General features: G+C 38.7%; 26 protein-coding genes. All 26 read right to left on the bottom strand.

From position 1 onward, the window contains the following. Positions 1 to 13: 13 nt before the first annotated feature. The gene (gene polA, locus P9L98_04650) at positions 14 to 2,614 is read right to left on the bottom strand and encodes a DNA polymerase I (GenBank protein MDP8216587.1); all 2,601 of its coding nucleotides are present in this window, start codon (positions 2,612 to 2,614) and stop codon (positions 14 to 16) included. Positions 2,615 to 2,638: 24 nt separating this feature from the next. Further along, entirely contained in the window at positions 2,639 to 3,433 is a 795-nt protein-coding gene (locus P9L98_04645; GenBank protein MDP8216586.1) for a tetratricopeptide repeat protein, read from the bottom strand. Positions 3,434 to 3,436: 3 nt separating this feature from the next. Beyond that, positions 3,437 to 3,907 (bottom strand): tetratricopeptide repeat protein, encoded by a 471-nt coding sequence (locus tag P9L98_04640; protein ID MDP8216585.1) that lies wholly within the window; start codon positions 3,905 to 3,907, stop codon positions 3,437 to 3,439. Positions 3,908 to 3,944: 37 nt separating this feature from the next. Continuing rightward, positions 3,945 to 4,526, bottom strand: a complete 582-nt coding sequence (locus P9L98_04635; GenBank protein MDP8216584.1) for a hypothetical protein — start codon at positions 4,524 to 4,526, stop codon at positions 3,945 to 3,947. Further along, complete coding sequence (locus P9L98_04630; GenBank protein ID MDP8216583.1) at positions 4,523 to 6,187, bottom strand: hypothetical protein; 1,665 nt, start codon at positions 6,185 to 6,187, stop codon at positions 4,523 to 4,525. Before P9L98_04630 ends, P9L98_04635 begins: the two co-directional genes overlap by 4 nt. Before the next feature lie 37 nt (positions 6,188 to 6,224). Further along, on the bottom strand, positions 6,225 to 6,578 hold the full coding sequence (locus P9L98_04625) for a helix-turn-helix domain-containing protein (GenBank protein ID MDP8216582.1): 354 nt from the start codon (positions 6,576 to 6,578) through the stop codon (positions 6,225 to 6,227). Positions 6,579 to 6,589: 11 nt separating this feature from the next. Further along, positions 6,590 to 7,099 carry a polymer-forming cytoskeletal protein gene (locus tag P9L98_04620; protein MDP8216581.1) on the bottom strand — a complete coding sequence of 170 codons (510 nt, stop codon included), beginning with the start codon at positions 7,097 to 7,099 and terminating at the stop codon, positions 6,590 to 6,592. 12 nt (positions 7,100 to 7,111) lie between these two features. Next, positions 7,112 to 7,765, bottom strand: a complete 654-nt coding sequence (locus tag P9L98_04615) for an MgtC/SapB family protein (GenBank protein MDP8216580.1) — start codon at positions 7,763 to 7,765, stop codon at positions 7,112 to 7,114. Further along, positions 7,756 to 8,754, bottom strand: coding sequence for a tRNA (adenosine(37)-N6)-threonylcarbamoyltransferase complex transferase subunit TsaD (tsaD, locus tag P9L98_04610; GenBank protein ID MDP8216579.1), 999 nt, complete (start codon positions 8,752 to 8,754; stop codon positions 7,756 to 7,758). Before tsaD ends, P9L98_04615 begins: the two co-directional genes overlap by 10 nt. After that, positions 8,751 to 9,794: a divergent polysaccharide deacetylase family protein gene (locus P9L98_04605; protein ID MDP8216578.1), complete on the bottom strand. Its 1,044-nt coding sequence runs from the start codon at positions 9,792 to 9,794 to the stop codon at positions 8,751 to 8,753. The genes tsaD and P9L98_04605 overlap by 4 nt, the downstream gene beginning before the upstream one ends. Continuing rightward, positions 9,794 to 11,089, bottom strand: a complete 1,296-nt coding sequence (locus P9L98_04600) for a S41 family peptidase (GenBank protein MDP8216577.1) — start codon at positions 11,087 to 11,089, stop codon at positions 9,794 to 9,796. The genes P9L98_04605 and P9L98_04600 overlap by 1 nt, the downstream gene beginning before the upstream one ends. Next, positions 11,086 to 12,510, bottom strand: coding sequence for an Asp-tRNA(Asn)/Glu-tRNA(Gln) amidotransferase subunit GatB (gene gatB / locus P9L98_04595; protein MDP8216576.1), 1,425 nt, complete (start codon positions 12,508 to 12,510; stop codon positions 11,086 to 11,088). The genes P9L98_04600 and gatB overlap by 4 nt, the downstream gene beginning before the upstream one ends. Continuing rightward, on the bottom strand, positions 12,507 to 13,958 hold the full coding sequence (gatA, locus tag P9L98_04590; protein MDP8216575.1) for an Asp-tRNA(Asn)/Glu-tRNA(Gln) amidotransferase subunit GatA: 1,452 nt from the start codon (positions 13,956 to 13,958) through the stop codon (positions 12,507 to 12,509). Before gatA ends, gatB begins: the two co-directional genes overlap by 4 nt. Beyond that, positions 13,959 to 14,243 carry an Asp-tRNA(Asn)/Glu-tRNA(Gln) amidotransferase subunit GatC gene (gene gatC, locus P9L98_04585; protein MDP8216574.1) on the bottom strand — a complete coding sequence of 95 codons (285 nt, stop codon included), beginning with the start codon at positions 14,241 to 14,243 and terminating at the stop codon, positions 13,959 to 13,961. A 31-nt stretch (positions 14,244 to 14,274) separates the two neighbouring features. After that, a complete protein-coding gene (locus P9L98_04580; GenBank protein ID MDP8216573.1) occupies positions 14,275 to 14,703 on the bottom strand; it encodes an integrase core domain-containing protein in 429 nt (142 codons plus the stop codon). A gap of 686 nt (positions 14,704 to 15,389) precedes the next feature. Continuing rightward, positions 15,390 to 15,839 carry a hypothetical protein gene (locus P9L98_04575; GenBank protein MDP8216572.1) on the bottom strand — a complete coding sequence of 150 codons (450 nt, stop codon included), beginning with the start codon at positions 15,837 to 15,839 and terminating at the stop codon, positions 15,390 to 15,392. 57 nt (positions 15,840 to 15,896) lie between these two features. Then, positions 15,897 to 16,865 carry a hypothetical protein gene (locus P9L98_04570; protein ID MDP8216571.1) on the bottom strand — a complete coding sequence of 323 codons (969 nt, stop codon included), beginning with the start codon at positions 16,863 to 16,865 and terminating at the stop codon, positions 15,897 to 15,899. 123 nt (positions 16,866 to 16,988) lie between these two features. Beyond that, positions 16,989 to 17,777 (bottom strand): M48 family metalloprotease, encoded by a 789-nt coding sequence (locus P9L98_04565; GenBank protein ID MDP8216570.1) that lies wholly within the window; start codon positions 17,775 to 17,777, stop codon positions 16,989 to 16,991. After that, positions 17,774 to 17,929, bottom strand: coding sequence for a hypothetical protein (locus P9L98_04560; GenBank protein ID MDP8216569.1), 156 nt, complete (start codon positions 17,927 to 17,929; stop codon positions 17,774 to 17,776). The genes P9L98_04565 and P9L98_04560 overlap by 4 nt, the downstream gene beginning before the upstream one ends. Positions 17,930 to 17,950: 21 nt before the next feature. Further along, entirely contained in the window at positions 17,951 to 18,310 is a 360-nt protein-coding gene (locus tag P9L98_04555) for a hypothetical protein (GenBank protein ID MDP8216568.1), read from the bottom strand. Positions 18,311 to 18,339: 29 nt separating this feature from the next. Beyond that, positions 18,340 to 19,533, bottom strand: coding sequence for a YihY/virulence factor BrkB family protein (locus tag P9L98_04550; GenBank protein MDP8216567.1), 1,194 nt, complete (start codon positions 19,531 to 19,533; stop codon positions 18,340 to 18,342). Beyond that, positions 19,526 to 20,383, bottom strand: coding sequence for a 3-methyl-2-oxobutanoate hydroxymethyltransferase (gene panB / locus P9L98_04545; protein ID MDP8216566.1), 858 nt, complete (start codon positions 20,381 to 20,383; stop codon positions 19,526 to 19,528). Before panB ends, P9L98_04550 begins: the two co-directional genes overlap by 8 nt. Then, positions 20,371 to 21,306, bottom strand: coding sequence for a glycosyltransferase family 2 protein (locus tag P9L98_04540; GenBank protein MDP8216565.1), 936 nt, complete (start codon positions 21,304 to 21,306; stop codon positions 20,371 to 20,373). The genes panB and P9L98_04540 overlap by 13 nt, the downstream gene beginning before the upstream one ends. 3 nt (positions 21,307 to 21,309) lie before the next feature. Then, positions 21,310 to 22,782 carry a radical SAM protein gene (locus P9L98_04535; protein MDP8216564.1) on the bottom strand — a complete coding sequence of 491 codons (1,473 nt, stop codon included), beginning with the start codon at positions 22,780 to 22,782 and terminating at the stop codon, positions 21,310 to 21,312. Continuing rightward, a complete protein-coding gene (locus tag P9L98_04530; GenBank protein ID MDP8216563.1) occupies positions 22,779 to 23,876 on the bottom strand; it encodes a glycosyltransferase family 4 protein in 1,098 nt (365 codons plus the stop codon). Before P9L98_04530 ends, P9L98_04535 begins: the two co-directional genes overlap by 4 nt. After that, positions 23,857 to 25,038: a glycosyltransferase family 4 protein gene (locus P9L98_04525; protein MDP8216562.1), complete on the bottom strand. Its 1,182-nt coding sequence runs from the start codon at positions 25,036 to 25,038 to the stop codon at positions 23,857 to 23,859. Before P9L98_04525 ends, P9L98_04530 begins: the two co-directional genes overlap by 20 nt.

Raw genomic sequence — 25,038 nt, 5'->3', positions numbered from 1 at the left:
TTTCCCTTCAGATTCAGCCTTTAAGCTCCAGCCAGGTAGAGCCTGTTGATATGTTTACTTTTAACGGGATATCGAGAGTGAGAATGTTTTCCATGCTATCTTGTATGATATTATAAGCTCTCTCTAAATCCTCTTCTCTGACTTCATAGAGTAATTCATCATGTATCTGAAGAAGAAGTCTGGCATCTACTCTCTCTCCATCTATTTTTTCTTGGATCTTTAACATAACTTTCTTTATGAGATCGGCCGAACTACCCTGAATAGGGGTATTTATCGCTACTCTCTCCCCAAATTCGCGTATATTGACAATATCCGAGTTTATTTCCGGTATATAACGTATTCTTTTAAATAGCGTCTCTGTAGAGTTGGATTTGCGAGCTTTTTTTATCTCACGCTGAATATACCTTCTAACGCCGGGATAGAGCTTAAAATAGGCATCTATAAAATCAGAAGCTTCGTCAATACTGGCATTTAGTTGTTTTGAAAGCCCATAAGGAGAGATTCCGTATATGATACCAAAATTTACTGTCTTGGCCATAGAGCGCATCTTAGGTGTGACATTCTTCTCTGCTGCTTCAAATATCAACGAGGCAGTCTGCTTGTGGATATCCTTATTCTCCTTAAAACATCTTATCAGATTTTCGTCCCCTGAGAGATGGGCAAGTATTCTTAGTTCAATTTGAGAATAGTCTGCAGATATGAAGAGATAACCTTTAAGCGGTATAAATGCAGCTCGTATCTGTTTACCTAGGTCAGAACGTATTGGGATATTTTGCAGGTTTGGTTTAGAACAACTTAAGCGCCCTGTCTGCGTGATAGCCTGATTGAATGAAGTATGTATTTTGCCGTCATCGGATATATTTTTAAGCAACCCTTCTATGTAAGTGCTTCTTATTTTGCTCAGCTCACGAAATTTAAGGATATGCTCTGCTATTGGATGGAGATATTTAAGTTTCTGCAGCGACTCTTCATCTGTTGAAGGTCCGGTCTTTCCCTTTTTGACCGGCTTTAAATTGAGCTTATCATATAGAATTTCCCGAAGTTGTTTGGGAGAGTTGAGATTAAATCTCTCTCCTGCTATTTCATAGATATCATTGGTGATTGAAGATAACCTCTTGTTATAATCCTCAAGCAGGTTCTCCAAGTACTCTCTGTCTATATTTATACCCCTCTCTTCCATCTTTGAAAGTAAGAATATCAACGGTTCTTCTATTTCATAATATAGTTTATTAAGACCAAGTTCTTTTATTCTTTTCTTTAAGTGAGAATAGAGCTCTCTAAGCGTATATACTATTGCTATGTTTTTTTTGAGAATATCATATCCTTTCTGCTCGGTATTTATTAAAAGAGCTGAGAGGTTGGTAGCATTCTTAAGATAGTTCAATACTATCTTAAACAACTCATATTTTTGCCAGGATGGATTAAGCAGATAAGAGACTATCCTGACATCAAATCCGGGGCTTCTGAGTGAGATATTATAATCTTTAAGTTGTTTGGACAGCTCTTTCATCCCGTAAGATATTTTTTCAATCCTGGAATCAGAAAAAACACTGTTTAAACTCTCTCTGTTTTCTTTGATTAAGTTTTGAGGTATGACTGATATAGATTTTGCCGTGGATATTAAAAGATAGGCCACCTCCTCCTTCTCTCCCTTCGCCATATAGAAACTAAAACATCTCTCAGACTCTATACTCTTAATCAAGGCCGACAACCCTCTATTATCTTTAATCTCCTTATATTCAGGCAGCCGCAAGGGATCTACTGATAGAAGAAGCTCTTTTGTCAGATTGTTAAACTCTAACTTTTCAAGCTGAGGTATCAACTCTTCATAACAAGGCATAGTCTTCTCCATAGCCTTAAAATCTACTTTAAAATCGAGATCACTTTTAAGAAGAGTGAGCTTTTTGCTCAGCAGAAGCTGATCTCTGTTTTCTCTTATGATCTCTTTTGTTTTCTCAGGCAGGCTCTCTGTCTTTTTCAGCAACTCTTCTACTGAACCGTACCGAGATATCAATTTTTGAGCTGCTATCTCACCGATTCCCGGAACACCAGGAATATTATCTGTCTTATCACCTCTTAGAGCCAGAAAGTCTGCAAACATATCCGGTGTTATAGAATAGACTTTTTTGACTGTATCTACGTCGAGGTAGATATCTTTCTTGGGCTCATACACCTCTATACTATCATCTATTGCCTGAATAACATCTTTATCAGAGCTTACTATGTAAGACTTCAGCCCTTCTCTTTTGGCTTTTTTTGCCAGCGTTACCAATATGTCGTCTGCTTCGTACCCTTCTATCTCAAAAAGAGTTATCCTATAAGCTCTAAGAACATCTTTTAGCGCTGGAAACTGCCTTATCAAGTCCTCCGGCGTAGGTCTCCTTGTTGCCTTATAGTCTTTATAGATATCTTTTCTGAAGCTTGGTTTTTTATGGTCAAATGCAACCGCAATATAATCAGGACTTTTCTCTTTTATTATCTTTCTCAGCATGCTTAAGAAACCGTAGATAGCATTTGTCGGAAGCCCTTTGGAATTTGATAGCATAGGCAACGCATAATAAGCCCTATAAATATAATTACTGCCGTCAATTAAGTAGATTGTTTTAGGATTCATATTTTAACAACGATGAGATCAGAATTAATTTTGCCTGGGAACCAACTCGATAATCTTCTCTAACTCCTGCTTGGCTTTTACATAATCGCCTGATTCAATATAGTCGCTTCCGTTTTTGCAGTAGATACTGATCCGGTTTACAATGTGCTTTCTCTCTGCCTTCCTGTAGTTCTTCTGATAACTTTCATTGTCCGGAAATAGTATTACCGCCTGCTTCAGTTCGTTGTAGGCATTCTCATAAAGATCTTTCTTAAGGTAGTAGATACCTTTTTGATAATGTTTAGCTGCAAGTACTTTTTTTGTCTCTTTCTGCTCCTGCATTCTGTTTGCCACTTCACGTGCCAATACTCTGGCTTCTACCTCTCTTGCTTGCTCTGGGGCATATTTCCAAAGTTTCTGCCAAGCCCTCCTTGCCCAGGAACTGTTCTTACTATCTAGCTCAACCCTCTTGATAAAATGCGGCAAGGCTTTATCTATCTCATTTATACGCTCATATAACAAAGCAAGATTCATATGTGCTTCTGCAAATTCAGGATTTATCTGAATTGCTTTTAGATATGCCTCCTGGGCCTTATTTAAGTAGCCCTTCATCTCATATATTATTCCTGTATCATTATGGGGTATAGCATAGAATGGGTCCAACGCAGCGGCTTTTCTGTAGTATACCAGAGCCATCTCTATATCTCCAGACTGCTGTGCTTCATAGCCTTTCTTTCTGTAAACTCTGGACTCTTTTATAAAATCATCACCGCCAAAGCTTAGGTTGCTCAACAAGATTAATGCTATCATAGAGAGCAGGCAGGTCTTAATTATTCTCATTCTCTATTTCTCCGAATTTATAGATTCGTAATACCCTATTCTACTTTTTGCTTTCCAAACCCAGGGGTCATCTTCTTCTTGAGCCAATCTCACTCTCTGCTTATAATAGAAAAGTGCATCATCTACCATCTCCATTTTCTCATATAAGCGCCCAAGATTAAAGTAAGAAGCCAGGAAATCTTTATCTACCTCTATTGCTTTTTTATAGCTACCCTCAGCAAGAGCATATAGTTTCTGTTTTTCGTATATAACAGCCATATCATTGTATATCTTTGCATTGTAAGGATCAAGGTAGGTTGCTTTTTTGTAATAATTTACGGCTTTATTCCAATCATTCTTGCTCTGAGCATCTCTTCCGATTTTTTGATAGTTGAAAGCCTCCTCTCTGATTATTGTTTCTGTTCTGTAGTTTTTTCCACACCCGAAATTAAATAGAACAGTTAATAGGATTATAGAGACTAATAAAGGCTTCATAACTTCTTCATTTTTAAGTAGGTTAGCATTTTAAACTTTATCTGTAAAGGCAAAATTCGTCCAGGAATATTCTTCCCTCTTTTCGGGTTGCGTCTCTCTCGTCAAACACTATAACCATCTCGTAAGCCTCTGAGAAATCAGCCTCCTCGTTCATCTTATTCAACGGTATTATTATCTGCTGCCACTTGGATGTTACACCCTCAATATTAAAGGATGCAAGCTTCCCTTGAATATTTTTAATTTGGACTTCAAAGGCTGAAGTGTAGCCATGCTCTTCATCACCTTTTACATAAAAAGAGAGGTATTTCCAAACCGTTAAATCTATTCTCTCAAGACGCATCCAGAATCCGTTATATACCGGAGGGTTGGGCGAATCAACATCGTAATAGAGAGAGAGACTACAGCCTCGTCCGCCGTAAACTATTTGGGGGTCAGTGGTAAGATCCTCATTGCAGAACTGCGTTCTGTCCCGCTCTGTCCTATTCCAGGAACCATAATCACCGCTGATAAGGTTGGGTTTTTCGCCTCTGTCAAAATCAGCAATCTTTAAATATTCACAGAATAGCTGAGGCTGCCTAAGCATCAGTATTAAAATTAATAATTGCAGTATTCTCTTCATATGAATAACCCTAATTTAAAGTAGACCGTATCTACATTATCATTAACGTTAATATAATCTGTATATCTATAGCCGAAACGTAGATCTATTAATCCCGGTTTTCTAAGCATCAGCTCACCTCTGCCGGTTATATTGTCGAATCCGCTAAAGCCCAGTCCGTTTCCATAGTCAAGTCCGACTATAAGTTTAAGGTCCCGCAATAGTTCGATCTCCATTTCGTTTTCCCAAGTCCAGCAGGAGGTAGATATAGTCTGCGCAGATGAGGTCTCCGGACTCTTTGTCCTGGTATAATCAATATATGTCCAGTCTGTTGTATAACTTAGCTTTCCATTTATATTTTTCTGCAGCTTTAAACCTGTCTTCTTTGTCCACCAGGTGTCATGGCTTGGAGAGTGCTGCTCCTTCTTCCAGTTAAAATGCGGGGTAATCCTTAAGAATTTTTTCTGGTTATAGAGTTCAAACTCTAGTAAGTAGTCTCTCCCCCAGGCATCCCTCTCAGACCAGCCTTGATTCTGAGCCTGTTTGTATTCCCCATTCCAATATTCATACTCAAACTTTATCTTCAATCTGCCAAGACGTGAGATATGAGGAGAAGTCTCAAATCCCACCAGATGAGACTCGTAAGGCAGGTATGCAGCAGGGTCGTTTGTTCTGTAAGATAGCTCATCACCATAGCGCAGCTTTAACTTTAGATAGCCTATTCTTTTAAGACGTGGAATGGTATATTCAAGCTGGTAATACCTTTTGTTGCGATTATCGTAATAGGTATTATTGTTTGAAGACCATATTTTTTTGGCTTCCCATGTTCTCTTTACAATCTCCTCATGGTTTATAAAAGTAAACTTTGGAAGCCATTCTCTGATATGTAAGATTACCTCTTCCCTGTAGTACTCTTTCTTGTTGATTGATATGTAGTCCCGTATCTGGTCATTTCTTCTCTGATTAAACTCCTGAGCCTCCATCATTAAGCTCTCTATCCCTACTCTCTGCTCATCGTATTTATATTCGCCTCTTACGCCTATCCAGGGATGGATCTTTAATCCTTCGCGGTCTTTATAGTAAGGAATCCTGAAGTTCTTATGCTTCATGTAGTAAGGGTCAAGCAGCGTATTCACTGTCGGACCTAATTTTTCAGCCCCATAGACCTTACGCGCATCTACGCTTTTAAATTCTGCTATTATTGCACTCTCTGGATAATCGCTGTATTCTTCAGTTTTATATTTTTTCTCTGTAGGTTTAGTTATTTTAGGCAGAGACTTTTCTTCTCTCTTTGTAACCTCTATTAACGGCCTCTTCTCCTCTCTTGCCAACAGTTCAGGTCTACTGCTTTTCTCTTCTGTTTTCCCAGATTTCTGCTTAACCTCAACCTTCTCTTTTACTTCTACTGCTGCGATCTTCTCTAACTTTATACTCTTTACAACTTTCATCTCCTCTTTCCCTGATACTGCCAAGGGGTACAACCTCTTTGCACGGGCATAATACTCTTTAGCTAACTCCGGGTCATGGATTTTAATATCACTGCCTTTTGCACTTAAAGTATAGGCAAGCTTTATTTTCCACTCTGGATAGACCTCTTCTGCTTCTGCAAGAAAAATCTTTGAAAGGAGTAAACCAGAGAATAAAATAATAAAAATAACAACTTTTATTCTCAACCTTTTCATTTTTTAATTATACCATAAACTTCTGCTTTTAGCATAGTTAGAATTTTATTATATAGAACAGCAGCATTATGATTATTATTAGACTCAATATATAGAAATCATTGAATTTAAGAAACTCTGAGATTTTTACAGCAGGAGAGAGGCTCTCTCTCTTATATTCAATCTCTCTTATCTTCTCTATCTCTGCCGCATTCCTCTTATTGCTATCTTTATCTCCTCCGCCCTTTTTAACTGTATCTCTGTACTTTTCAAGCTCTTGTTGTGAGAAGCGGATAAACTTACCGGCAATCTTATAGTGCGGGATCTTATACTGATCTATCAGATCCTGAAATACTTCGTCTCTAACTCCGAGAAATGCGGCTGACTCGCTAAGAGTTAAAAGCTTATCCATTGTTTTTCAAGTTAAGAAACCTTCTCTTTTGAAAGCCAGTTCTCAACCTCTTTTCTGTCAAAGAGGTATTTAGAGCCTTCTCTCATGACAGGTATTTTATTATCTTCTACCCAATTAAGAAGAGTCTCTCTGTCAATCTTAAGATAGGTTGCCATCTCTTCAAGCGTCAAAAATTTTGTTATCTCAGACTTCATAATGCACTCACCGTTTAATGTCGCTCCCTCCTCTACGATTAAGATAGGGGTCTTAATTTCACCTTTAACATTGGCAGGCGGTATTAGAGTCAATCTTTTCTGGGCAACTATATTCCCGTCTATCTTACCTGCAATCGTAATATCCTCGCCGATTATCTCTGCGCCTACATAGGCATCTTTTCCTACTAAAAGCGCACCCTTCGTATTAAGCTTACCTTGGAAATTTCCGTTTATGGTAAGGTTTACAGGGTCTTTAAAAGTGAGTTCACCCTGCATCGTAGCGTTGATTTCTAAAATTTTCTCATTGCTTCTCTTTTTGACAGCCACATTACACCTCCTTTAGATCCAATTTATTGATTTTATACCCGCTATCCTAATGAGATCGTTTTTAATATCTTCAGCATATCTATCCAGCATCTTTAGGTTAAGCTCTATCAAGCAGCTATCTTCCTGATCAGATAGAGTCTTGATGCTGAAATCTTTTATCTCACTCTTGTATTCAGCCAGTATCAGTCTAACCTCCTGAAGTATTTTTAAGTCTTTTGAACCTTCTATCTGTAGAGTTTTAAAAGTGGGGCTTCTTAAAATATTTCTTTCAAAGTCAGGCAGTAGAAAAAGAACTCCTAGAATTATCGCAGTTGTTACTATTGCTGAGCTGTATCCGCCGGAACCTACTGCAAGCCCTATTCCGGCAACAGCCCAGAGAGATGCTGCCGTAGTTAAACCGCGTATTGAGGCTTTAAAACGTATTATTGTTCCTGCCCCCAGAAAACCTATTCCGCTTATAACCTGTGCTGCTATCCTGGATGGGTCTGCAGGAGCACCGTAGAGTCTGTGCATATTTATTGATGTGATCATCATCAGAGCAGAGCCTATTCCAACCAGCATATGGGTTCTGAAACCAGCAGCTCTTCCGTGCCGTTCTCTCTCAAGACCAATCAACCCTGAGAGTATCAATGCCAGCAAGATTTTAAAAATATCGGCTAAGTCCATCTCTCTCCAAATATCGAATAAGGTTCAAAATTTAAATCAAAGCCTATCTCTCTGTCTTTATTATACAGTCGATAGGCAAGACCTGCAACCATTCCTGCATTGTCTGATGAATATTTTTTATCAGCCAGATATACATCTGCCTCTAATTTTTTCAGTAACTCTCTTAGTCTGCTATTAGCTGTGACCCCTCCGCCGGCAAGAACCCTCTTGAGTTTAAAATCAGCCAAAGCCTGCTCTACCTTGAAAAGCAGGGATTCTAAAGCTGCTTTCTGAAATCCATAACATACTTCATCAATATCAGAATCTTCAAGTCTCTCCTGTCTCTTTAGATGGTAGAGCACTGCGGTCTTAAGACCGCTATAGCTTAAGTCGTAACCATCTCTTATTTTCGGCGGGGTAAAGATAGTATCTCTTTTTTTTGCCCTCTCTGCCCTTCTCTCTACCTCTGGGCCTCCGGGGAAACCGAGCCCAAGCATCTTAGCAACCTTATCAAAGGATTCACCCAAGGCATCGTCTCTAGTCTTTCCGATTAGTCTAAAATCGCAAAAACCATTAACTACAAATAGGCTTGTATGGCCGCCTGAAACAGCAAGACCTAAGTAAGGAAACTCTATGCCTGCTTGATTTAGGTAGGGTGAATATAGATGGGCTAAAATATGGTCTACCGGTATTAGCGGTAGCCCCAGAGCATAGGCGATAGATTTTGCAAATGTGATACCCACCATAAGCGAGCCTATTAATCCCGGCCCTTGTGTAACGGCCAGAACGTCTATTTTGGATAACTCTATCCCTGATTCAGAGAGCGCCTCTTTTAAGACAGGAAGTATTACCTCTACGTGGTGACGTGTTGCTATCTCAGGTACTATTCCCCCATATTTTTTATGCAGTTCTATGCTGGAAGCTACAATATTTGATTCTACAATACTGCCGTCTTTGACAATGGCTATTGAAGTCTCATCGCATGAGGTCTCTATTCCCAGTATTCTCATCTTAACTCCGATAACTTAATCGGGTAGGTATCCTCTTTTATCTCGGTTAACATGCTTAATATGGTCTTAAGTGTTCTCTCTCTGTCATGGCCTATTGCTATTGCAAAACCTTTCCGTTTTGCCAGACGTATCGCCTCTCTGATCTGTTTTTCAATATATTCGCTGTTTTCAATATTGTCTATAAAAACATCTCTTTGAAAACATTTTAAATTCAGTTTTTCTGCTACCTCCGGACCTTTAGAGTCTGACACCACACGGCTATCCAAAAAGTAGAGATCCCGCTCTTTGAGAATCTTTAAAATAACAGTCATCTTCCCTCTGTCTCTACATAGAGATGAACCCATGTGGTTATTTACCCCTTTAACATCTCTTAGTTCATTCAGAAAACCGTGCAGCTCCTCTATTATCTTTTCATCCGGGGTCGTGCTTTTAATCGTACTTTTCTCAAGGTGTCTCTCTATCTTTTTACTTTTAACTGGTTCCATCGGCAGGTGGAGAAGTACTTCATGGCCGTTTTTGCTGGCTGTGAGGCTTACACTCTTTGAATATTTCAGACTGGGAAGTATCGATATGTTTAAAGGTATTGCTATCTCTTTTAAGTAGTGGAGAGTCTTGTTGTCATATCCAAAGTCATCAAGAACTATAGCCAGATAGCCTCTATCTTTCTTAACCAATCTGATGATATACAGCGGTAGTTTTTTAAAAATTATTCTATACCCTGCTTCACTATACGTTCTATCTCTTTCTATAAAAAAACCTTCTTTTTCCAATATGCTCTTGAGCTCTTCCCGAAATGCATAGAAAGGGAAATCAGGAGGCACTTCGTACTCTCTCTCTACTATTAGATATTTGGAGCCGGATTTTTTATAAATCTCTCTAGACTCTTTTTTTAATGCATAACTGTCAATACCGAAACAACCTAAGTAGTTCTTTAAGTAGGATTCGATTCTCTCTGTCTTCCTGATATAGTCCCGAGGTAAAAAATAGAAAAGAGAGATTGTAACAGATAGCGCAATTAATAGCTTTAAAGAGAGTCTCATTAAGATTCAGAGAGCATCTTATTATACTTGACCAACCCCTTCATGATATCTATTGCTCGTTCAAGCTCAAAATCCAGCTTATCTTTTTTCTCTTCAATCGATATCTCTTCTTTTCCTTCTTCGATATCCTCAAACATAGTTTCGGTATCTAACTCAGGTTTAGTCTCTTTAGATAAAGACCCGAATCTCTTCCTATCTATTTTAACGTCGGGCTCTATTCCCTTTTCATGTATCAAGTTTCCACTTGGAGTATAATAATGAGCTGTTGTCAATCTCACTGCTGAATTATCTTTTAAAGGTATGATTGTCTGTACGGAGGCTTTCCCGAACGAAGTCTGACCTACAATCAGCCCTCTGTTATTATCCTTTATTGCCCCGGCAAAAATCTCAGAGCCGCTTGCGCTGCCTCTATTTATGAGAATAATCAGAGGCTCTTTTAAAAAACTTCCCCCTATAGAGTGAAACTTCATATCCTGCTTAGCATTTCTACCCTGGGTATAAACTACCAGCTTCCCTTTAGGCAAAAACTCACTTGTTATAGCTACTGCTACATCAAGAAGTCCGCCGGGATTATTCCTTAAATCGACTATCAGACCTTCGATCTTTTTATCTTTAAGGCTCTTTAGTGCTTTTTTGAAATCAGGCAATGTGTTCTCTTGAAACTCAAGAATCTTAATGTAGCCTATATTGTCACTTATAATCTTATTCTCTTTAACACTCTCTATCTTTATAATATCCCTTACGATTTTAAACCCTATTAGTCTCTGTTCGCTCTCTCTTAGTACTGTAAGAGCAACCTCTGTCTTGGGTTTACCCCGCAATTTTTTGACAGCCTCCATAAGAGTAATTCCCTTCGTGCTCTCATCAGCTATTTTTACTATCCTATCTCCGGCCTGTAACCCTGCTTCATATCCCGGCGTACCTTCAAGAGGCGATATTATCGTAAGCACTCCGGTCTTTATGGCAATTACTATCCCTATACCTCCAAACTCACCTTCGGTCTCTACTCGTAACTCTTGATAGATGTCAGGCTCTAAAAACTGACTATAAGGGTCCAGTGCTCCCAGCATCCCTTGAAGTGCTCCGTAGATCATATCTTTTGGCTGCTCTTCCTCTACATACTCTTGCTGAATGAGAGCTATAACGTCAGAGAATACCTCAAGATTTGAATATAAGTCTTGATCGTTACTACTGGTTGGTTCATTGAGCTCAATATCCAGCGAATAACTTGAGATATTATACGAGATTATCGAGATAACTGTCATGGTAACGATTAACAATAGAACTCTTTTCATATTAGGCCTCCCAGTTCCTGATTTAACAGCTTATTAACTATTCCAGGGTTTGCTCTTCCTTCTGTTACCCTCATAATCTGTCCTATAAGAAATTTAATCGCCTCTCTCCTGCCGCTTTTAAAGTCTCTAACAGCCCCGGGGTTTTCTCTTATGACTTGGACTATTACATTTTGAATATCGGATTCTCTATTTATCTGCATCAGATTCTTTTTTTCAATAATAACCAGAGGGTCAAGCTCTCTCTCTATAAGTTCAGGCAGAATGCTTTTTGCTATCTTTATTGATATCTTTTTATCCTTTATCATATTGAGCAGCTTAGCACAACTTAAAGCAGAAAGCTTTATGTCTTTAAAATCTATTCCGCGCTCATTGACCGCCCCTGTTATATCGGATGTTATAAAATTGCAGGCCGGCTTGGGATTATCATAGTTCTTTAAAACCTCTTCGAAATAATCTCCAATACTCTTATCTTTTACCAGTAATTCAGTGTCGTAATCATTCAAGCTGTATTCGCTCTTAAACCTCTCTCTTCTCTTCGGCGGTAACTCCGGCAGCTCTTCTTTAATGCTGTTCTTCAGCTCTTCCGGTATTTCATATTTAACCAGGTCAGGCTCAGGAAAGTATCTGTAATCATGGATATCCTCTTTGCTTCTCATCGCAGCCGTCATCTGCCTGCTCTCATCCCAGAGGCGGGTCTCATGAACAACCTCTTTACCGTCTTCAAGCACCGCTCTCTGCCTCTCTATCTCATATTCCAAGGCCTCTTTAACACCCCGGAATGTATTCATATTCTTTAACTCTATCTTCCTTCCCAATTCTTTTGCATCCTCTTTAGATAGAGATATATTTGAATCACACCTTAAACTCCCCTCTTCCATGTTACAATCAGATATACCAAGATAGAGTATCGTAGTTCTAAGCTCCTGAAGAAAGTCATATGCTTCTTGAGGTGAATCTATATCGGGTTCGGTTACAATCTCTATCAGCGGAACTCCGGTTCTGTTGTAATCGATGAAACTTCTCTTATTATCTTCTGAGTGTATCAATTTCCCGGCATCCTCCTCCATATGGACACGGTTGATACGGATATCTCTACCGTTAATATTCAAAACTCCAGCTCTGCCCACCGGAAAACTATATTGAGATATTTGGTAGTTCTTGGGTAGATCCGGATAGTAGTAGTTCTTTCTGTCAAAACTGACATGTTCAGAAACTTTACAGTTTAAGGCCAGAGCAGCTTTTATAGCATAATGAAAGGCTCTCTCATTTAAGACCGGGAGTGCCCCAGGAAGGCCAAGGCAGACAGGGCAGGTATGCGTATTAGGCTCTTTTGTATATGCTGTAGAGCAAGAGCAGAATATCTTTGTTTTACTCCCAAGATGGATATGTATCTCAAGCCCTATCGTAGTCTTATATTTCATAGTCCGCTATAAGCTCTCTCTATCCCGTAAGCTATATTCAATAATCTCTGTTCCTGAAAATAGTCAGCCATTATCTGGAGACCTAAGGGAAGATTCTCACTGTTTTTACCTACAGGTATTGATATTGCTGGTATTCCGGCCAGATTGGCTGGAATCGTAAAGATATCAGATAGATACATCTTAAGAGGATCTTCTCTCTTCTCTCCCAGCTTAAAAGCGGCTGTAGGAGAGGTTGGAGATATAATGCAGTCATATCTCTTAAAAGCCTCCTGAAAATCTCTCTTTATAAGAGTTCTTACTTTGGCCGCTCTTAAGTAGTAGGCATCATAATATCCGCTTGATAATGAGTATGTTCCCAATATTACCCTTCTCTTAACCTCTTCTCCAAAGCCTTCTGACTTTGTTGCCAGATACATCTTAACCATTGGGTTTGCTACCCCCTCTATCCAGTCTGCGTTCTTGACTCTCAAACCGTACTCTACCCCATCGTAACGGGCCAGGTTTGAGCTTGCTTCAGAAGGAGCTATTATATAATAAGTGCTTACTGCATATTCGGTATGAGGCAGGCTTATCCTATCTACAGTAGCCCCCTCTTTTTTTAATAGCTCCAGCACTCTATCTATTCTATCTTTAATCTCACCATCTACTCCTTTAGGGAAATATTCATCCGCTATCGCTACCTTTATACCTTTAAGAGCAGGTTCTAAATTTTTACTGTACTCTGGACTCTCTTTATTGGAAGAGGTCGAATCTCTCGGGTCATAACCTGATATTGCCTCAAGAAGCAGGGCAGTATCTTTAACATCTTTTGCCAGAGGACCGACTTGATCCAGGCTGGATGCAAATGCTATCAAACCGTAACGGGATACCCTGCCGTAGGTAGGCTTTAGTCCCACCACTCCGCATAGAGATGCAGGCTGGCGTATTGAGCCGCCGGTATCACTTCCCAGCGCCCAAAGAGCCTCTTTAGCTCCAACCGCTGCAGCGGAACCTCCGGAAGAGCCGCCCGGTACTCTTGAGGTATCATGAGGATTCTTCGTAACGCCATAGCAGGAAGTCTCACAGGAAGAACCAAAGGCAAACTCATCCATATTTGTCTTTCCTAAGAGTATCGCACCATTATTTTTTAGATTTTCAATTACTGTCGCGCTGTAAGGAGGCTTAAAACCCTCTAATATTTTAGAACCGCAAGTCGTAGGCTCATCTTTAACACAGAGATTATCTTTTATTGCAATAGGCAGCCCTTTAAGCGGCAGATCGCTGTTATCCCTATCCAGTCTCTCTGCTTCTTCAATAGCCCGTTCTTTATCTATTGATATGTAAGCGTTTATATCCTTATCACTCTCTTCTATTCTCTCTAAATAAGATTCAACAACCTCTTTTATCCTAACCTCTTTTTTATCTATAAGGTCTTTGAGCTTATATGCGCTGAGTTCTGTGAGGTTCATTTAATATACTTTGGGCACCGAGAAAGAGTTACCCTCTCTATCCGGAGCGTTTTGAAGCACCTCTTCTACCGGAAGCGACGGTCTCTCAATATCTTTACGTAATACGTTTTTAAGCTCTAAGACATGGAAGGTAGGTTCTATATTTTTAACGTCCAGCTCTTTTAATTTATCAATATAATTCAGTATATCCTCTATCTGTTTTAAGTACTGCTCTATCTCACGATCGTTTAAATATAACCTGGCCAGATGAGCTGTATGAGTTACAGTATCTTTGGAGATTTGCATAGCACTTGTATATCACAACAGGGTGAAAAAATCAAGAATATGTTCTGGCTGACCACATAGGTAACACTTTGACAGGGCTTCTAATTTTAGTCAACTCGTTTTCTATATGCTCCATAGGAGTCAAGTAATCAAGAGTTTCATGAGGTCTGTTGAAATTGTATTCTATCAGCCATTCAGTTAACTCTCTATTAAATCTATCACAATCTAAATCTAAATTGTTATCATATAACCACTCATATTTTAGAGTTTGATTAAATCTCTCAGCTTCAGGGTTATCTTTCGGTGTTTTAACTCTGGAAAAATATCTATCTATTTTCAATCTATCTGCTGTTCGGTCAAAATGCCAGGTAAACTCACTTCCATTATCTGTCTGCATATTCTCTATCGGCTGATTAATTGTATATTGCAGCCGATATAAAAAATCAGCCGCTGCTATTGCTTTAGTTTTTTCACTTTTCATGAGTAACAACAACCTCCTTACCTGTTGATCGATAACCATTTAGACCTCCTTATCTTTAGTCTAAATAGATTACCATCTCCAGCCTATTTTTCGGGAATTTTAATTGTCGTTGGCCGGTAATTATAATTGCCGCTCATCACAAAGGAAGGGCAATTTAATATATATACTAAAAATGTGTTAATTAAGGCTAAAATAAGGCTAATTTGGGCAAATATAAGGTGGTATTTCCTGGTAGTCATAGAAGTTTTCTCCGCAATAATTATTTTTGCAACTTATCTAATTATATGGTATTAATTTACATCTTAGGGGTTGTAGCAGTCAAGTTTAAATTGAAATATTAGATATTTTTTTAGGTATTAATAATTTCCGAAGAGCTAAAAAATGCTTAATCACGTATATACAATTTGTAATTTATACCTAAGGCCTCGCCAAAATCCATTAATATCGAGCGTAATCTTTCTCGATTAGATGGAAATTTTACATTGAGAAATTTTTCAGAATTAGACTCAATGTAGCCAAGTATAAAATCTGCAATTTTTACTCTTGCTGTTTCATAATAGCGGTCTTCCTGTATTAGTTCATCTAAAACTCTGCTTAAAGCCGGGACTCCACCGGGGTAATTTTTTACTATATGGTAATAATATCTACCATAATTAGTGAAATCTGTGCCTTTGTCTAGGCTTGCATTAGGGTATATTAAGCCTGTCTGCGATTGTTCTAGGGTCTGGAATATTTTCTTCTTTCAGAAAAGATTCCTCTACCATCTCTTTCAGTTTATCTACTGCGTTGATGAATTTCTCTAACCTGCTTGCGCCTGGTGTGTTGAAACGTTCATAAAAATAGAATGCAAGATAAGAGCGCAGGATATTAGCGCTGCTAGGTTGTATTGTCATATCTGTTGGTTCAGTCAGGCAGGGCTCAATCCTAAATGCATCATTGGCCTTAGCAATTAATTCAGTGTAGCTAGAGTTTAAAACAGCATCTTTTCTTATGCTTTTTACTACTTGGTAACCTCTTGAAGTTGGGTAGATAACGTGATAGGCCAATATCTTTTCTTCATTATCAAAAACGCTGATAGCCAGAAATCCTGTTTCGTATTGCAAGCTTCCCTTTGAATTAAGTTTTGGCATGTTCATACCATGTATTTTTATTCTGCAGTCGTTGTATTGAATTTCTCTATAGTAAGTTGAGCGCTAACCTTCCCGTATATCGCGGAATATATTGTTAAAACTAGTAAATCTGTCTTCTAAAACCCTCAGTAGTGCTAGTGTTCTTTGAGGACCCATTGCAAGATATGGAAAGAGCTCACCTGTGTTATAAGCCCCTTCTAAGTTTTCTGCTTTTTCCCCAACATTGAATACCAATGCTCCATTTGCTGCCATATGTCTGTCATTGGAAAACTCATATTTAAAAGAGTCCCCAACCAGCATTAATTCGTTGCTTCTTAATCCCAATAGAGATTGAATAACAGAAACAGCTTCACCTTTATTGCAGCAGGTAAGATCAATTGACTCCAAGTTTCCGCCTGCTGTGATTTCGATATCAAGACCTTGGAGTTTTTCTCTTAGGAAATTTACATATTCTGTTATCGGTTCTATCCCGGTACTTTTAAAGTAAACAGTGGATTTTCCGGATGTTCTGTAGGTATCAGTTGTACTGTCCTTTCCGTATCGGGAGTTAAAATCTTCCCAGGCTTGATCTATAGCGTCGTTTTGCATTTGGTCAAATTCTCTATGAAATATTCTTCTCTCTTCACTTAATGAATTAAAGATATAACCTGATGAGCCGGTTTCGGTAAAAAGGTAGAATTTCTCCCAGTCAAAATCTACCTGTTCTGTTTCTATAAAATTGCGCAGCGGGTTTAGTACTCTATTTTCAACTACTTTAAAAAGCGCTCCTGTAATAATACAGATATGAACCTCTTCTTTGTTAAGCGCTATGAGCTGCTCTATTACTTCTATAGTTATTGGTTCACATGGTTCCGAGAGCGTAAAATCTAAATCTAAGCCTACTAATTTGATATTGCGGCTGCCTATAATATCTTCAATAAAAGAGGTGCTTTTAATTCTTCTTAAAGGAAGGGATTGCTCTGTATCGATACTGGATAAGACAACAGAAAATAAAAGTAAGACTGTTAAATGTAATGACAGTATTTTTTTCATCCCCGCTCCATTATAAGCAATAAACTTATGTTATAAAGATAACACATACATAATGGGTTGTCAAAAAAAGCGATTTTAAAAAAACTACGATGGATGCTATTTTTTAAGAGTGGATATTAATATTTAATACAGAATATTGTTATATATCTTAAGTTCTTTTTGAACTTGTTCGATTCTTTCGTCTAAATAAGGGTGTGTTTTTAGATAATATCTTTTTATTGGTGAGTCAAATTGAAATTTTTGTATTTTCTTTAATAGAGATATCATTCCTTGGGGGTTGAAATCAGCTTTCTGGAGATATTTTAAAGCCAATCTATCTGCCTCAAATTCTCTTTCTTTACTGTAAGCAAGAAGCAGCAATATCATGGCAACTTGGCTGTTTTTAGCAGTACGTGCATCGGGTGTACTTGTACCCACCATTATAAGTAGAGCTTGAGTACCTATTACTTCCTGAAGTTTAAGAATGTTGTGCCTTAAAACGATATGGGATATCTCATGAGCAAGTACTGCAGCAATCTCATCTTCGTTCTCCCAGCCGATCAGATCAAGAAGCTTGTCGTTTATATAGATATATCCCCCGGGTAAGGCAAAAGCATTCGGCTCCTCTCTATCTTCGTCTCTCTTTCTTTTGATAGCTTCGAAGTAGTATACGACTCCCTTTCTGTCGCAGCTATCAACTATTTTATAACCTACCTTCTTTACAATATCTTTTACTCTGGGGTCCTGAATTATCTCATACTCCTCTTCTACTTGCTTGGATATTTTCTTTCCCAGCTTGACCTCTCTCTCTTCTGAGATAAAAGTAAGATTCTCTTTTCCGGTAAGAATATTGTAATTTACCCCCGTACAGCCTGAAATGAGAAGCAATGAGAATCCTGACAGAAGAAATGTTTTTTTAAAAAGAAAACTCATCTCTCTCTTAACTCTAGAAGTATTTCCGTAAGAGCCTGCTCTATTCTCTCTAGTGCCTCAGTCTGTTTTCTCTGCATCTCTTCCTGTTCTCTCTGAACCTTTTTAGCTTCCTGAGCAAGCCTCATTATATCGGGCAAATCTTTAAATCCCATAAACTTAACCCCTTTTTTTTCTTAACGGTATACTTTCTCTATTCTAAACTGCTGGTTGTTGAACTCAACTATCTTGAATCTCATATCCCGGACGATGATTAAATCCGGTTCTGGAAATTTCATCAATATAGCACTGCCGCTCTCTATATATGTAAGCAGCAGCGTCTTTCTATTACCTGAATACTCATAACCGGAGTAATAGAGCTCCTCTCCCATGTTAGAGAATATTTTCTCACCCGCACTAAAGATATAGGTTTTGGCCGGCTCCGATACAGCCGAGAAAACTCCTTTTAAAACATCGTCAAGATCGGAACCGTAAAGCGAATTGCTTATTGTTAGAAATAAGACCGCTACCGTTAAGATTAAAGATTTTTTCTTCATAGCCCGCTCCTTTTTAAATAAAGATGTTCTTAGATAATATCCGTAAGAGTATGGTTTTGGAGCTCTTCTCTCTTTAAGATACCCTGCATTATCTGAGCAGCTTTTTCGTTGTCTGAATGAATCTCTTGAGGCAGAAATACCTCGGTCAGTTTTACATTGCAGGGGTTTTTTATAAAATAGAGCTCATTCTCTTTTCTTTTCAGTATCTTATGCTGCTGGAGGTAATTTATCAGCCTTACTATCTTACTCTTTTGAAGATTAAACTCTGAAAGAATGAGTTCGTAATCAAGAGGGAACTTTCCGTCTTGAAACCTTTTGACAATAAGTTTAAGGAAATTATAGAGCTCGTTGAACTCAAGCAATGAATCATCGTCCTTTCTGGAAATACCTTCAAGGTTCTTCCGGTTCTGAAATACAAAACCCAGCTCTGCCCCGTAGAGTATTACTACCCAGCTAAAATATATCCAGACAATGAATATGGGAACACTGGCAAAGGTCCCATAGATTGCATTATATTTGATAATCCCTATTTGAAACTGAATATAGGCCCATTGGAATATCTGCCATATTGTACCTGCTATTACTCCAGAGATCACTCCCGATGTCAGGTTTACTTTAATATTCGGCATAAACATATAGAATATTGATAGTGCAACCCAGATGCTTACAAAAGGCAGGAATCTAATAAAATACAAGTAGGCGTTGTTTAATAGGTCATTCTGAAGCAGGCTCTGAACAAGAGCATTGGAGCTCAAGCTTGCTGTAAATGTAAAAGTCATAAATACGAATATCGGACAGAGTACTACGATTGTTAGATAGTCAGATATCTTTCTTGTTATTCTGCGAGCCGACTCTACATTCCATACAGCGTTAAACACCTCTTCTATTGAACCTAAGAGCCTTATCATAGCAAGAAGCAAGACAATGATGCCTGCGGTCCCGAGATTCTTAAGATTGGTATTCTCTATATATTGCAGAATTTTGAGGAAGATATCCTGTTTTCCCAGTGCAATCTTATGAATGACAATATCTTGGAAGTAATTCTGAATACCCAGCCCCTTTGATATCGCAAATATTAAGGCTAAAAAGGGTATCAATGTAAGAATGGTAATAAAAGAGAGTGCTGCTGCATGCAATTTGCATTTATCCTGGTTAAAATTATAGACTATACTCTTCAGAAAGAGAAAGAAAACCTTTGAAACCTTCTTTATTTTTTTAATCACCCTTCTCTACCTCTATATCTTTTTTGAGTTTTTCCAGAATATTTTTGTCTATATTGAATGAGTTCTCTTGAGATGGAAAAGAACTCTTTAAGACATCCGATTTAAAACTCTTTAGCGCCTCTAATATCTCATCTTCTAAATTAAGATACTCTCTTACGAATTTTCTCTTCTCTCCTTCTCCTATTCCCAGCATATCATACGTTACCAGAACCTGACCATCGCAATCTTTACCTGCACCGATACCTATGGTAGGGATTGATAGAGCCCCTGTTATTATCTTTGCCAGCTGTTGAGGAACACATTCTAAGACAATAGCAAAGCAGCCCAGTTTATCCAAAAGCAGACTCTCTTTATATATCTTCTTTGCCGAAGAGAGCTCTCTGCCTTGAACCTTATAAGCTCCTAAAATAGCGGCTGTTTGAGGAGTCAAACCCAGGTGGCCCAGGACAGGTATGCCGGCTTTAATAAGTGTCTCTATCCTATCTTTCGCTATCTCTGCACCTTCCAGCTTTACAGCATCAGCTCCTGATTCTTTAATAAACCTTCCTCCGTTACGCAGCGCTTCTTCATTTGAGACCTGATAAGACATAAAAGGCATATCTGCTATCAGGAAAGTATTCTTTGCTCCTCTTCGAACTGCTTTTGTATGATGCAGCATCTCATCCATAGTTACAGGAAGGGTTGAATCATACCCCAATATCACATTACCGAGAGAGTCTCCTACTAAAACCATGTCAATCTCCGCTCTCTCTGTCAACCTTGCGGTTGGATAATCATAGGCTGTAAGCATTGTGATCTTCTCTCTTTGCTCTTTCTTATCTTTTATCAGGGGTATAGTTAATTTAGCCATCTCTCTTTTATGGTTCTCCTTCTCCTGAGAGCACTCTTAAGCCAGGAGATATCTTTTACGAGGTACAGTATACATAAGGGGTTAATTGAAATCAAGAGAATCAGAAGGCAGCTATCGTAGAGCAGGATGTAAGGCAGGTTCTTAATATAATCGCCCAGAGTCTCATTCTTTATCAATGTTGCGTATCTATTCTTTAGATACTGTACTTTTAGATCATTATTAAGGTTTAAGAACCCAAAACGAGATCTCTCTCTCCAACCCGTTACTCCCCGATAATGAAAAGCAACAGCGCTGGGTTTAAAATATGATTTCCAACCTCTTTTCTTCCCTCGCCAATTTAGGTCCAGATCTTCCAGATAGGCTTTGTAGGTTTGATCAAAATATTCATTCTCTATCTCTATATCCTCTAACATCTCTCTTCTGTAAAAAGCAATCGCTCCTCCTACTCCCCAGATATATCCTTCACTATAGTTACCGGAATCTTCTTCTCTGTAACCTCTCTCACAGCCGCGCCTGGCGCGTGTTAATATCTGACCCGTTGAGTCTATAAGCTTTGTGATTGGGTTTATAAGCTTGCCGGCTACAGAACCTATACGTCTATCTTTTTTAAAAACCGGAACCGACTCTTTGATATAATCCCTCTCCAAGATAACGTCATTATTCATACAGAGTATAAGAGAAGCTATAGAATATCTTATGCCCTGATTATAAGGGGTTGCCAAAAATATATTCTCTCTATTTTTAACTATCTTTACTTCCGGAAATTCTCCTTCGACCATCTCAATAGAACCATCAGATGAGCCATTATCTACAACTATAAGCTCAATATTGCAATAGCTTTGGTTTGAGACTGATTTAAGACAGTTGTAAAGATACTCTCTCCTGTTATAATTTACCACTACAACTGAGATAGTCTCTTCCATAGATTACCTTCTCTTGGAGAGCTTTAAGTAAAGCAGCTCTGTTTTAATACGCCTTAACAGTTTCTCTATCAACAACTTCAAACCGTAACGCTTGTAACGTTTAACTATAAAACCAAAGGGATGCTTTCTGAGATTATTCATAAAGAAGAGGTGGTCTCTTTTTATAACAGCCATTTTCAATAATTCTTCTATCTCTTCTTTTCCATAATCGGGATAGTTTAAAATAGCTGGTCCTCCTCCGTCAAAAGAGTGAGGATCGTTATCTGTAATAAAGTCTCTCTCTTTTGCCCAATTATAGAAAGGGGTACCCGGTTGAGGTGTAGCCAGAGATATCTGTATGTTATCTACTAAATCCTGTTTTATGATACGGGAGATGAAATCTATTGTCTGACCATCCCTTTTAACGTTTGAACCAGGTAAACCAAACATAAAAGTAGTATAGGTCTTTAGCCCTATCTCTTTAGCATAACTTAAAGTGGAGAGAGTTTTATCAACTGAGATAGGCTTGGCTATTGATAAGGCCAACTCTTCAGAAGCCGTCTCTATTCCGAAACGAACCTTGTAATATCCTGCTCTTTTCATACAATCCATGCTCTCTCTATCCAGGAATCTCAGGTCGCACATAGCTTCGTATTTTAAACTATTCAATCCTGAACTTATAATTGCTGATGTTAATTCCCTGATAAAATCTTTGCTTGAGTTATGAGACTCTTCATCAAAAAAAATACCCTCAAGCCGGGGATAGCTGTTTTTTAGATACTCTATTTCAGATATAATATCAGCTACCTTACGAAATCTCTGCTTAGATTGGTTGTAATATACGTTTCTTGCGACACAGAAAGGACAGTCTCTGTAGCAGCCGCGGCTGGCATAGGCCTGAATCTCAAGATATTCTGAACTTGGTTCGCCAGGGCTGCCATATTCGATTCTCTTTAGATCTCTATCTTCCGGCCAGGGTAATTTTGTTATATCTACTAACGGCCTGCGTTGATTTGGATAGAGTCCGGCTATAGAACTATCTTCGGTTACCAACAACTCAAGTAATGTCTCTTCATACTCTCCGATAGCCGCATAATCTACACCTCTGGAGATAAGGTCTTGAGGAAAAGCAGTAGCATGTTGGCCAACGAATACTATCTTAGTCTGAGTTATTCTCTTTATGTTCTTTCCGACCCAGAGATTCTCAGATATTGTCCGCGTAGCACTCTCTACTATCAACCAGTCCGGCTCTTCTTCTAAGATATTGCTCAGAGTCTCTTCTTTATCCCACCTCCCGAGGCAGGGATCTATGAGCTTGATTTTATAGGAGGTCTTCTTCTTAAGTAAGGCAGTTGCATAAGCAAGCTCCCATGGATAATAACAGAACCAGGATGATAGTCTCTCCACACCCTCAGACCACCTGGAAGGAGAGTGTATGATAAAGCGTCCGATATCATCCTTACCTACAGAGTTCATAAGAACTACCTTTTTATTCATAGCTCTCTATCCAATATTGATATCAGCTTCTGAGTCTGCCTGCGGTCAGAATAGTTTGCTATCACACTCTCCCTAGCCGATTTTGAGATCCGGGAATATAACCTGCTATCTTCTAATACCATCTCTATCTTATCTTTAAAATCATTCTCATCTTCAGCAAGTAAGCCGTTCTCTCCATCTTTGATTATATTTTTAACCTCACCAAATGATGTTGCAACAGTAGGTATACCTTTACTCATAAACTCCAGTACTTTTACCGGAAACTTAGCCTCTGTAAATCTGTTCTTCACCTTAAGAGGAAATAATCCCAAGCTTATATTTTCGAGATACTCAGGGATTCTGGAACTCTCCATCCAGCCTCTAAAGACGATATTTTTAAGCTCTAGTCTCTTGGACTCTGCTGCAATCTTATTCTTATAATGACCGTCTCCTACTACCTCAAGTGTAAGATGAGGTAAATTTTTCATTATCTTGAAGAGATACTTTAAATTGATGTAATCCTCCTCTCTGAACATTGTTCCCACCCAGGCTAAAGTTTTGGCTAAAGCAGCCTTCTCCATTTCAGGTTTAAATAATTCAGTATCTATTCCCGGAGCAAGGTAATAGCTTTTTGGTGTAATGGTAATTATATAGTTTTGCAGATAATGGCTTCCGCTTATACAGAGAGCCGCTCTCTTTGCTGTCTTTCTGAACAGAAACTCTGCTTTTGATCTTGGAAATAGACCTTTAAAATAATCGATATTCTCCCTAAACTCCCAATCATCTATATCATATACGAATTTTATCCTGTTTTTAAGACAGAACAATAGCGGAGCCAGAGAGTGATAATTAAAGCGCTGAATTATAAAAACAGGATTCTTGTATTGCCTGAACTTAAGATAGGCTTTTAAATTATAGCCTATCTTATCAGCTATTGAGAGATACTGCTCTAAGATACCCGAATAAGCTCCAAGGTCTGCAGAGTAGGATATAACCTCGGCTCTATACCCGCTCTCTTTTAATATCTTTGTGAAATTATAAGCTCTGTACTTTGCTCCGGAAAGCTCAGGGGGTTCTCTTGTTATAAATACCAGCTCATAATCTTTTAAGCTCATAACCCTTAAGAACTCTTCTGTATATGCTCATAATGTTCTCTGCGCTCCAGCTCCAGTTATATCTTTCAAGCGCTCTTCTTCTTGCCAGGACACCCATCTTTGCTCTTAGATCCGGCCTAGAGAGAAGTTCGCTTATTCCGCCTGCTAAGATAATATGATTGCCGGGTTCTACTAATACACCGACTCCTCCGACCATATTTCTAACCTCACCCACATTGCTTGCAACTATAGCCTTGCCTGATGCGAGATATTCGGCAAGTTTTAAAGGACTCTTACACATTGTAATATCATTTCTGGCGAAGCAGCCTACACAGACATCGGCTGCTGCTGTATATCTCCTCATCTGACTATGAGGAAGAGAGCCGGTAAATATGATCCTATCTGAGAGCCCGAACTCTCTTGCCGTCTTTTTGAGCTCTTCCAACCTATAGCCCCCTCCGACAATAAAGAACATTGTTGTCGGATGCCACTGGATAACAATCTTTGCAGCATGAATCAGCAGTTCAGCATATTGGGCGCCGTGTAATTGACCAAGGTATAAGACTATGGGTCCATTGATGCGATACTCTCTCCTTATCTCTTCTCCTCTATTCTCAGGTTTGAACTCATCTGAATCCGCACCTACAGGAGCAGCTGTAATCCTCTTTTTGGATATACCGTAGTTATCCGTTGCGAGCTGGGCAAGCCTTCTGCTGGAGAGGGAGATAGAGTCTACAAACTTCGGCAACGCTCTTTCAAGCATCCAGATATACAGTCCTATAACTGGAGAGGCCGGTTTTCCGTAAAAATATATTTTTGTCTCCCAGTCATCCCAATCATAATGTAAAGGTTTATTTTTTATCCAAGCTGCTATTACAGCGGGAATAGAGCAGTAGTGAAAACATTTTTGAAAATGGACGATATCTGCCCATTCAACCTCTTTTATAAGTCTTTTGATATTTTTAAAGAATACCCCCAGACCTCTTCTTCTGTCCAAGGTTATTATATCAATACCGCTATAGTTAAAGAGCGAATTCCTGAGACTTTTATGGTTAAGCGGGAAATAGGCTATTCTTACTTCATGACCTTCTCTCTTGAACTCTTTAGCTATAGATTTTATCCTTATCGTCCAAGGCTCACTTAAATGAAAGATGTCATGTGGATGCAGCATCAATATCTTCAT

The sequence above is a fragment of the Candidatus Kaelpia imicola genome (assembly GCA_030765505.1).
Taxonomy (GTDB): Bacteria; Omnitrophota; Gorgyraeia; order Kaelpiales; family Kaelpiaceae; genus Kaelpia; species Kaelpia imicola.
Note: the sequence above shows the minus strand (reverse complement) of the source record. Positions and strands in the feature narration are given on the sequence as shown.

Coding starts and splice junctions, on each gene's coding strand:
- P9L98_04525 (MDP8216562.1), bottom strand. CDS start 25,038: ATGAAGATATTGATGCTGCATCCACATGACATCTTTCATTTAAGTGAG.
- gatA (MDP8216575.1), bottom strand. CDS start 13,958: ATGAACCTCACAGAACTCAGCGCATATAAGCTCAAAGACCTTATAGAT.
- P9L98_04535 (MDP8216564.1), bottom strand. CDS start 22,782: ATGAATAAAAAGGTAGTTCTTATGAACTCTGTAGGTAAGGATGATATC.
- P9L98_04630 (MDP8216583.1), bottom strand. CDS start 6,187: ATGAAAAGGTTGAGAATAAAAGTTGTTATTTTTATTATTTTATTCTCT.
- P9L98_04605 (MDP8216578.1), bottom strand. CDS start 9,794: ATGAGACTCTCTTTAAAGCTATTAATTGCGCTATCTGTTACAATCTCT.
- gatC (MDP8216574.1), bottom strand. CDS start 14,243: ATGCAAATCTCCAAAGATACTGTAACTCATACAGCTCATCTGGCCAGG.
- P9L98_04580 (MDP8216573.1), bottom strand. CDS start 14,703: ATGAAAAGTGAAAAAACTAAAGCAATAGCAGCGGCTGATTTTTTATAT.
- P9L98_04640 (MDP8216585.1), bottom strand. CDS start 3,907: ATGAAGCCTTTATTAGTCTCTATAATCCTATTAACTGTTCTATTTAAT.
- P9L98_04570 (MDP8216571.1), bottom strand. CDS start 16,865: ATGAAAAAAATACTGTCATTACATTTAACAGTCTTACTTTTATTTTCT.
- P9L98_04645 (MDP8216586.1), bottom strand. CDS start 3,433: ATGAGAATAATTAAGACCTGCCTGCTCTCTATGATAGCATTAATCTTG.
- P9L98_04530 (MDP8216563.1), bottom strand. CDS start 23,876: ATGAGCTTAAAAGATTATGAGCTGGTATTTATAACAAGAGAACCCCCT.
- P9L98_04555 (MDP8216568.1), bottom strand. CDS start 18,310: ATGAAGAAAAAATCTTTAATCTTAACGGTAGCGGTCTTATTTCTAACA.
- P9L98_04575 (MDP8216572.1), bottom strand. CDS start 15,839: ATGAACATGCCAAAACTTAATTCAAAGGGAAGCTTGCAATACGAAACA.
- gatB (MDP8216576.1), bottom strand. CDS start 12,510: ATGAAATATAAGACTACGATAGGGCTTGAGATACATATCCATCTTGGG.
- P9L98_04625 (MDP8216582.1), bottom strand. CDS start 6,578: ATGGATAAGCTTTTAACTCTTAGCGAGTCAGCCGCATTTCTCGGAGTT.
- panB (MDP8216566.1), bottom strand. CDS start 20,383: ATGGCTAAATTAACTATACCCCTGATAAAAGATAAGAAAGAGCAAAGA.
- P9L98_04600 (MDP8216577.1), bottom strand. CDS start 11,089: ATGAAAAGAGTTCTATTGTTAATCGTTACCATGACAGTTATCTCGATA.
- P9L98_04635 (MDP8216584.1), bottom strand. CDS start 4,526: ATGAAGAGAATACTGCAATTATTAATTTTAATACTGATGCTTAGGCAG.
- tsaD (MDP8216579.1), bottom strand. CDS start 8,754: ATGAGAATACTGGGAATAGAGACCTCATGCGATGAGACTTCAATAGCC.
- P9L98_04615 (MDP8216580.1), bottom strand. CDS start 7,765: ATGGACTTAGCCGATATTTTTAAAATCTTGCTGGCATTGATACTCTCA.
- P9L98_04540 (MDP8216565.1), bottom strand. CDS start 21,306: ATGGAAGAGACTATCTCAGTTGTAGTGGTAAATTATAACAGGAGAGAG.
- P9L98_04560 (MDP8216569.1), bottom strand. CDS start 17,929: ATGGGATTTAAAGATTTGCCCGATATAATGAGGCTTGCTCAGGAAGCT.
- polA (MDP8216587.1), bottom strand. CDS start 2,614: ATGAATCCTAAAACAATCTACTTAATTGACGGCAGTAATTATATTTAT.
- P9L98_04565 (MDP8216570.1), bottom strand. CDS start 17,777: ATGAGTTTTCTTTTTAAAAAAACATTTCTTCTGTCAGGATTCTCATTG.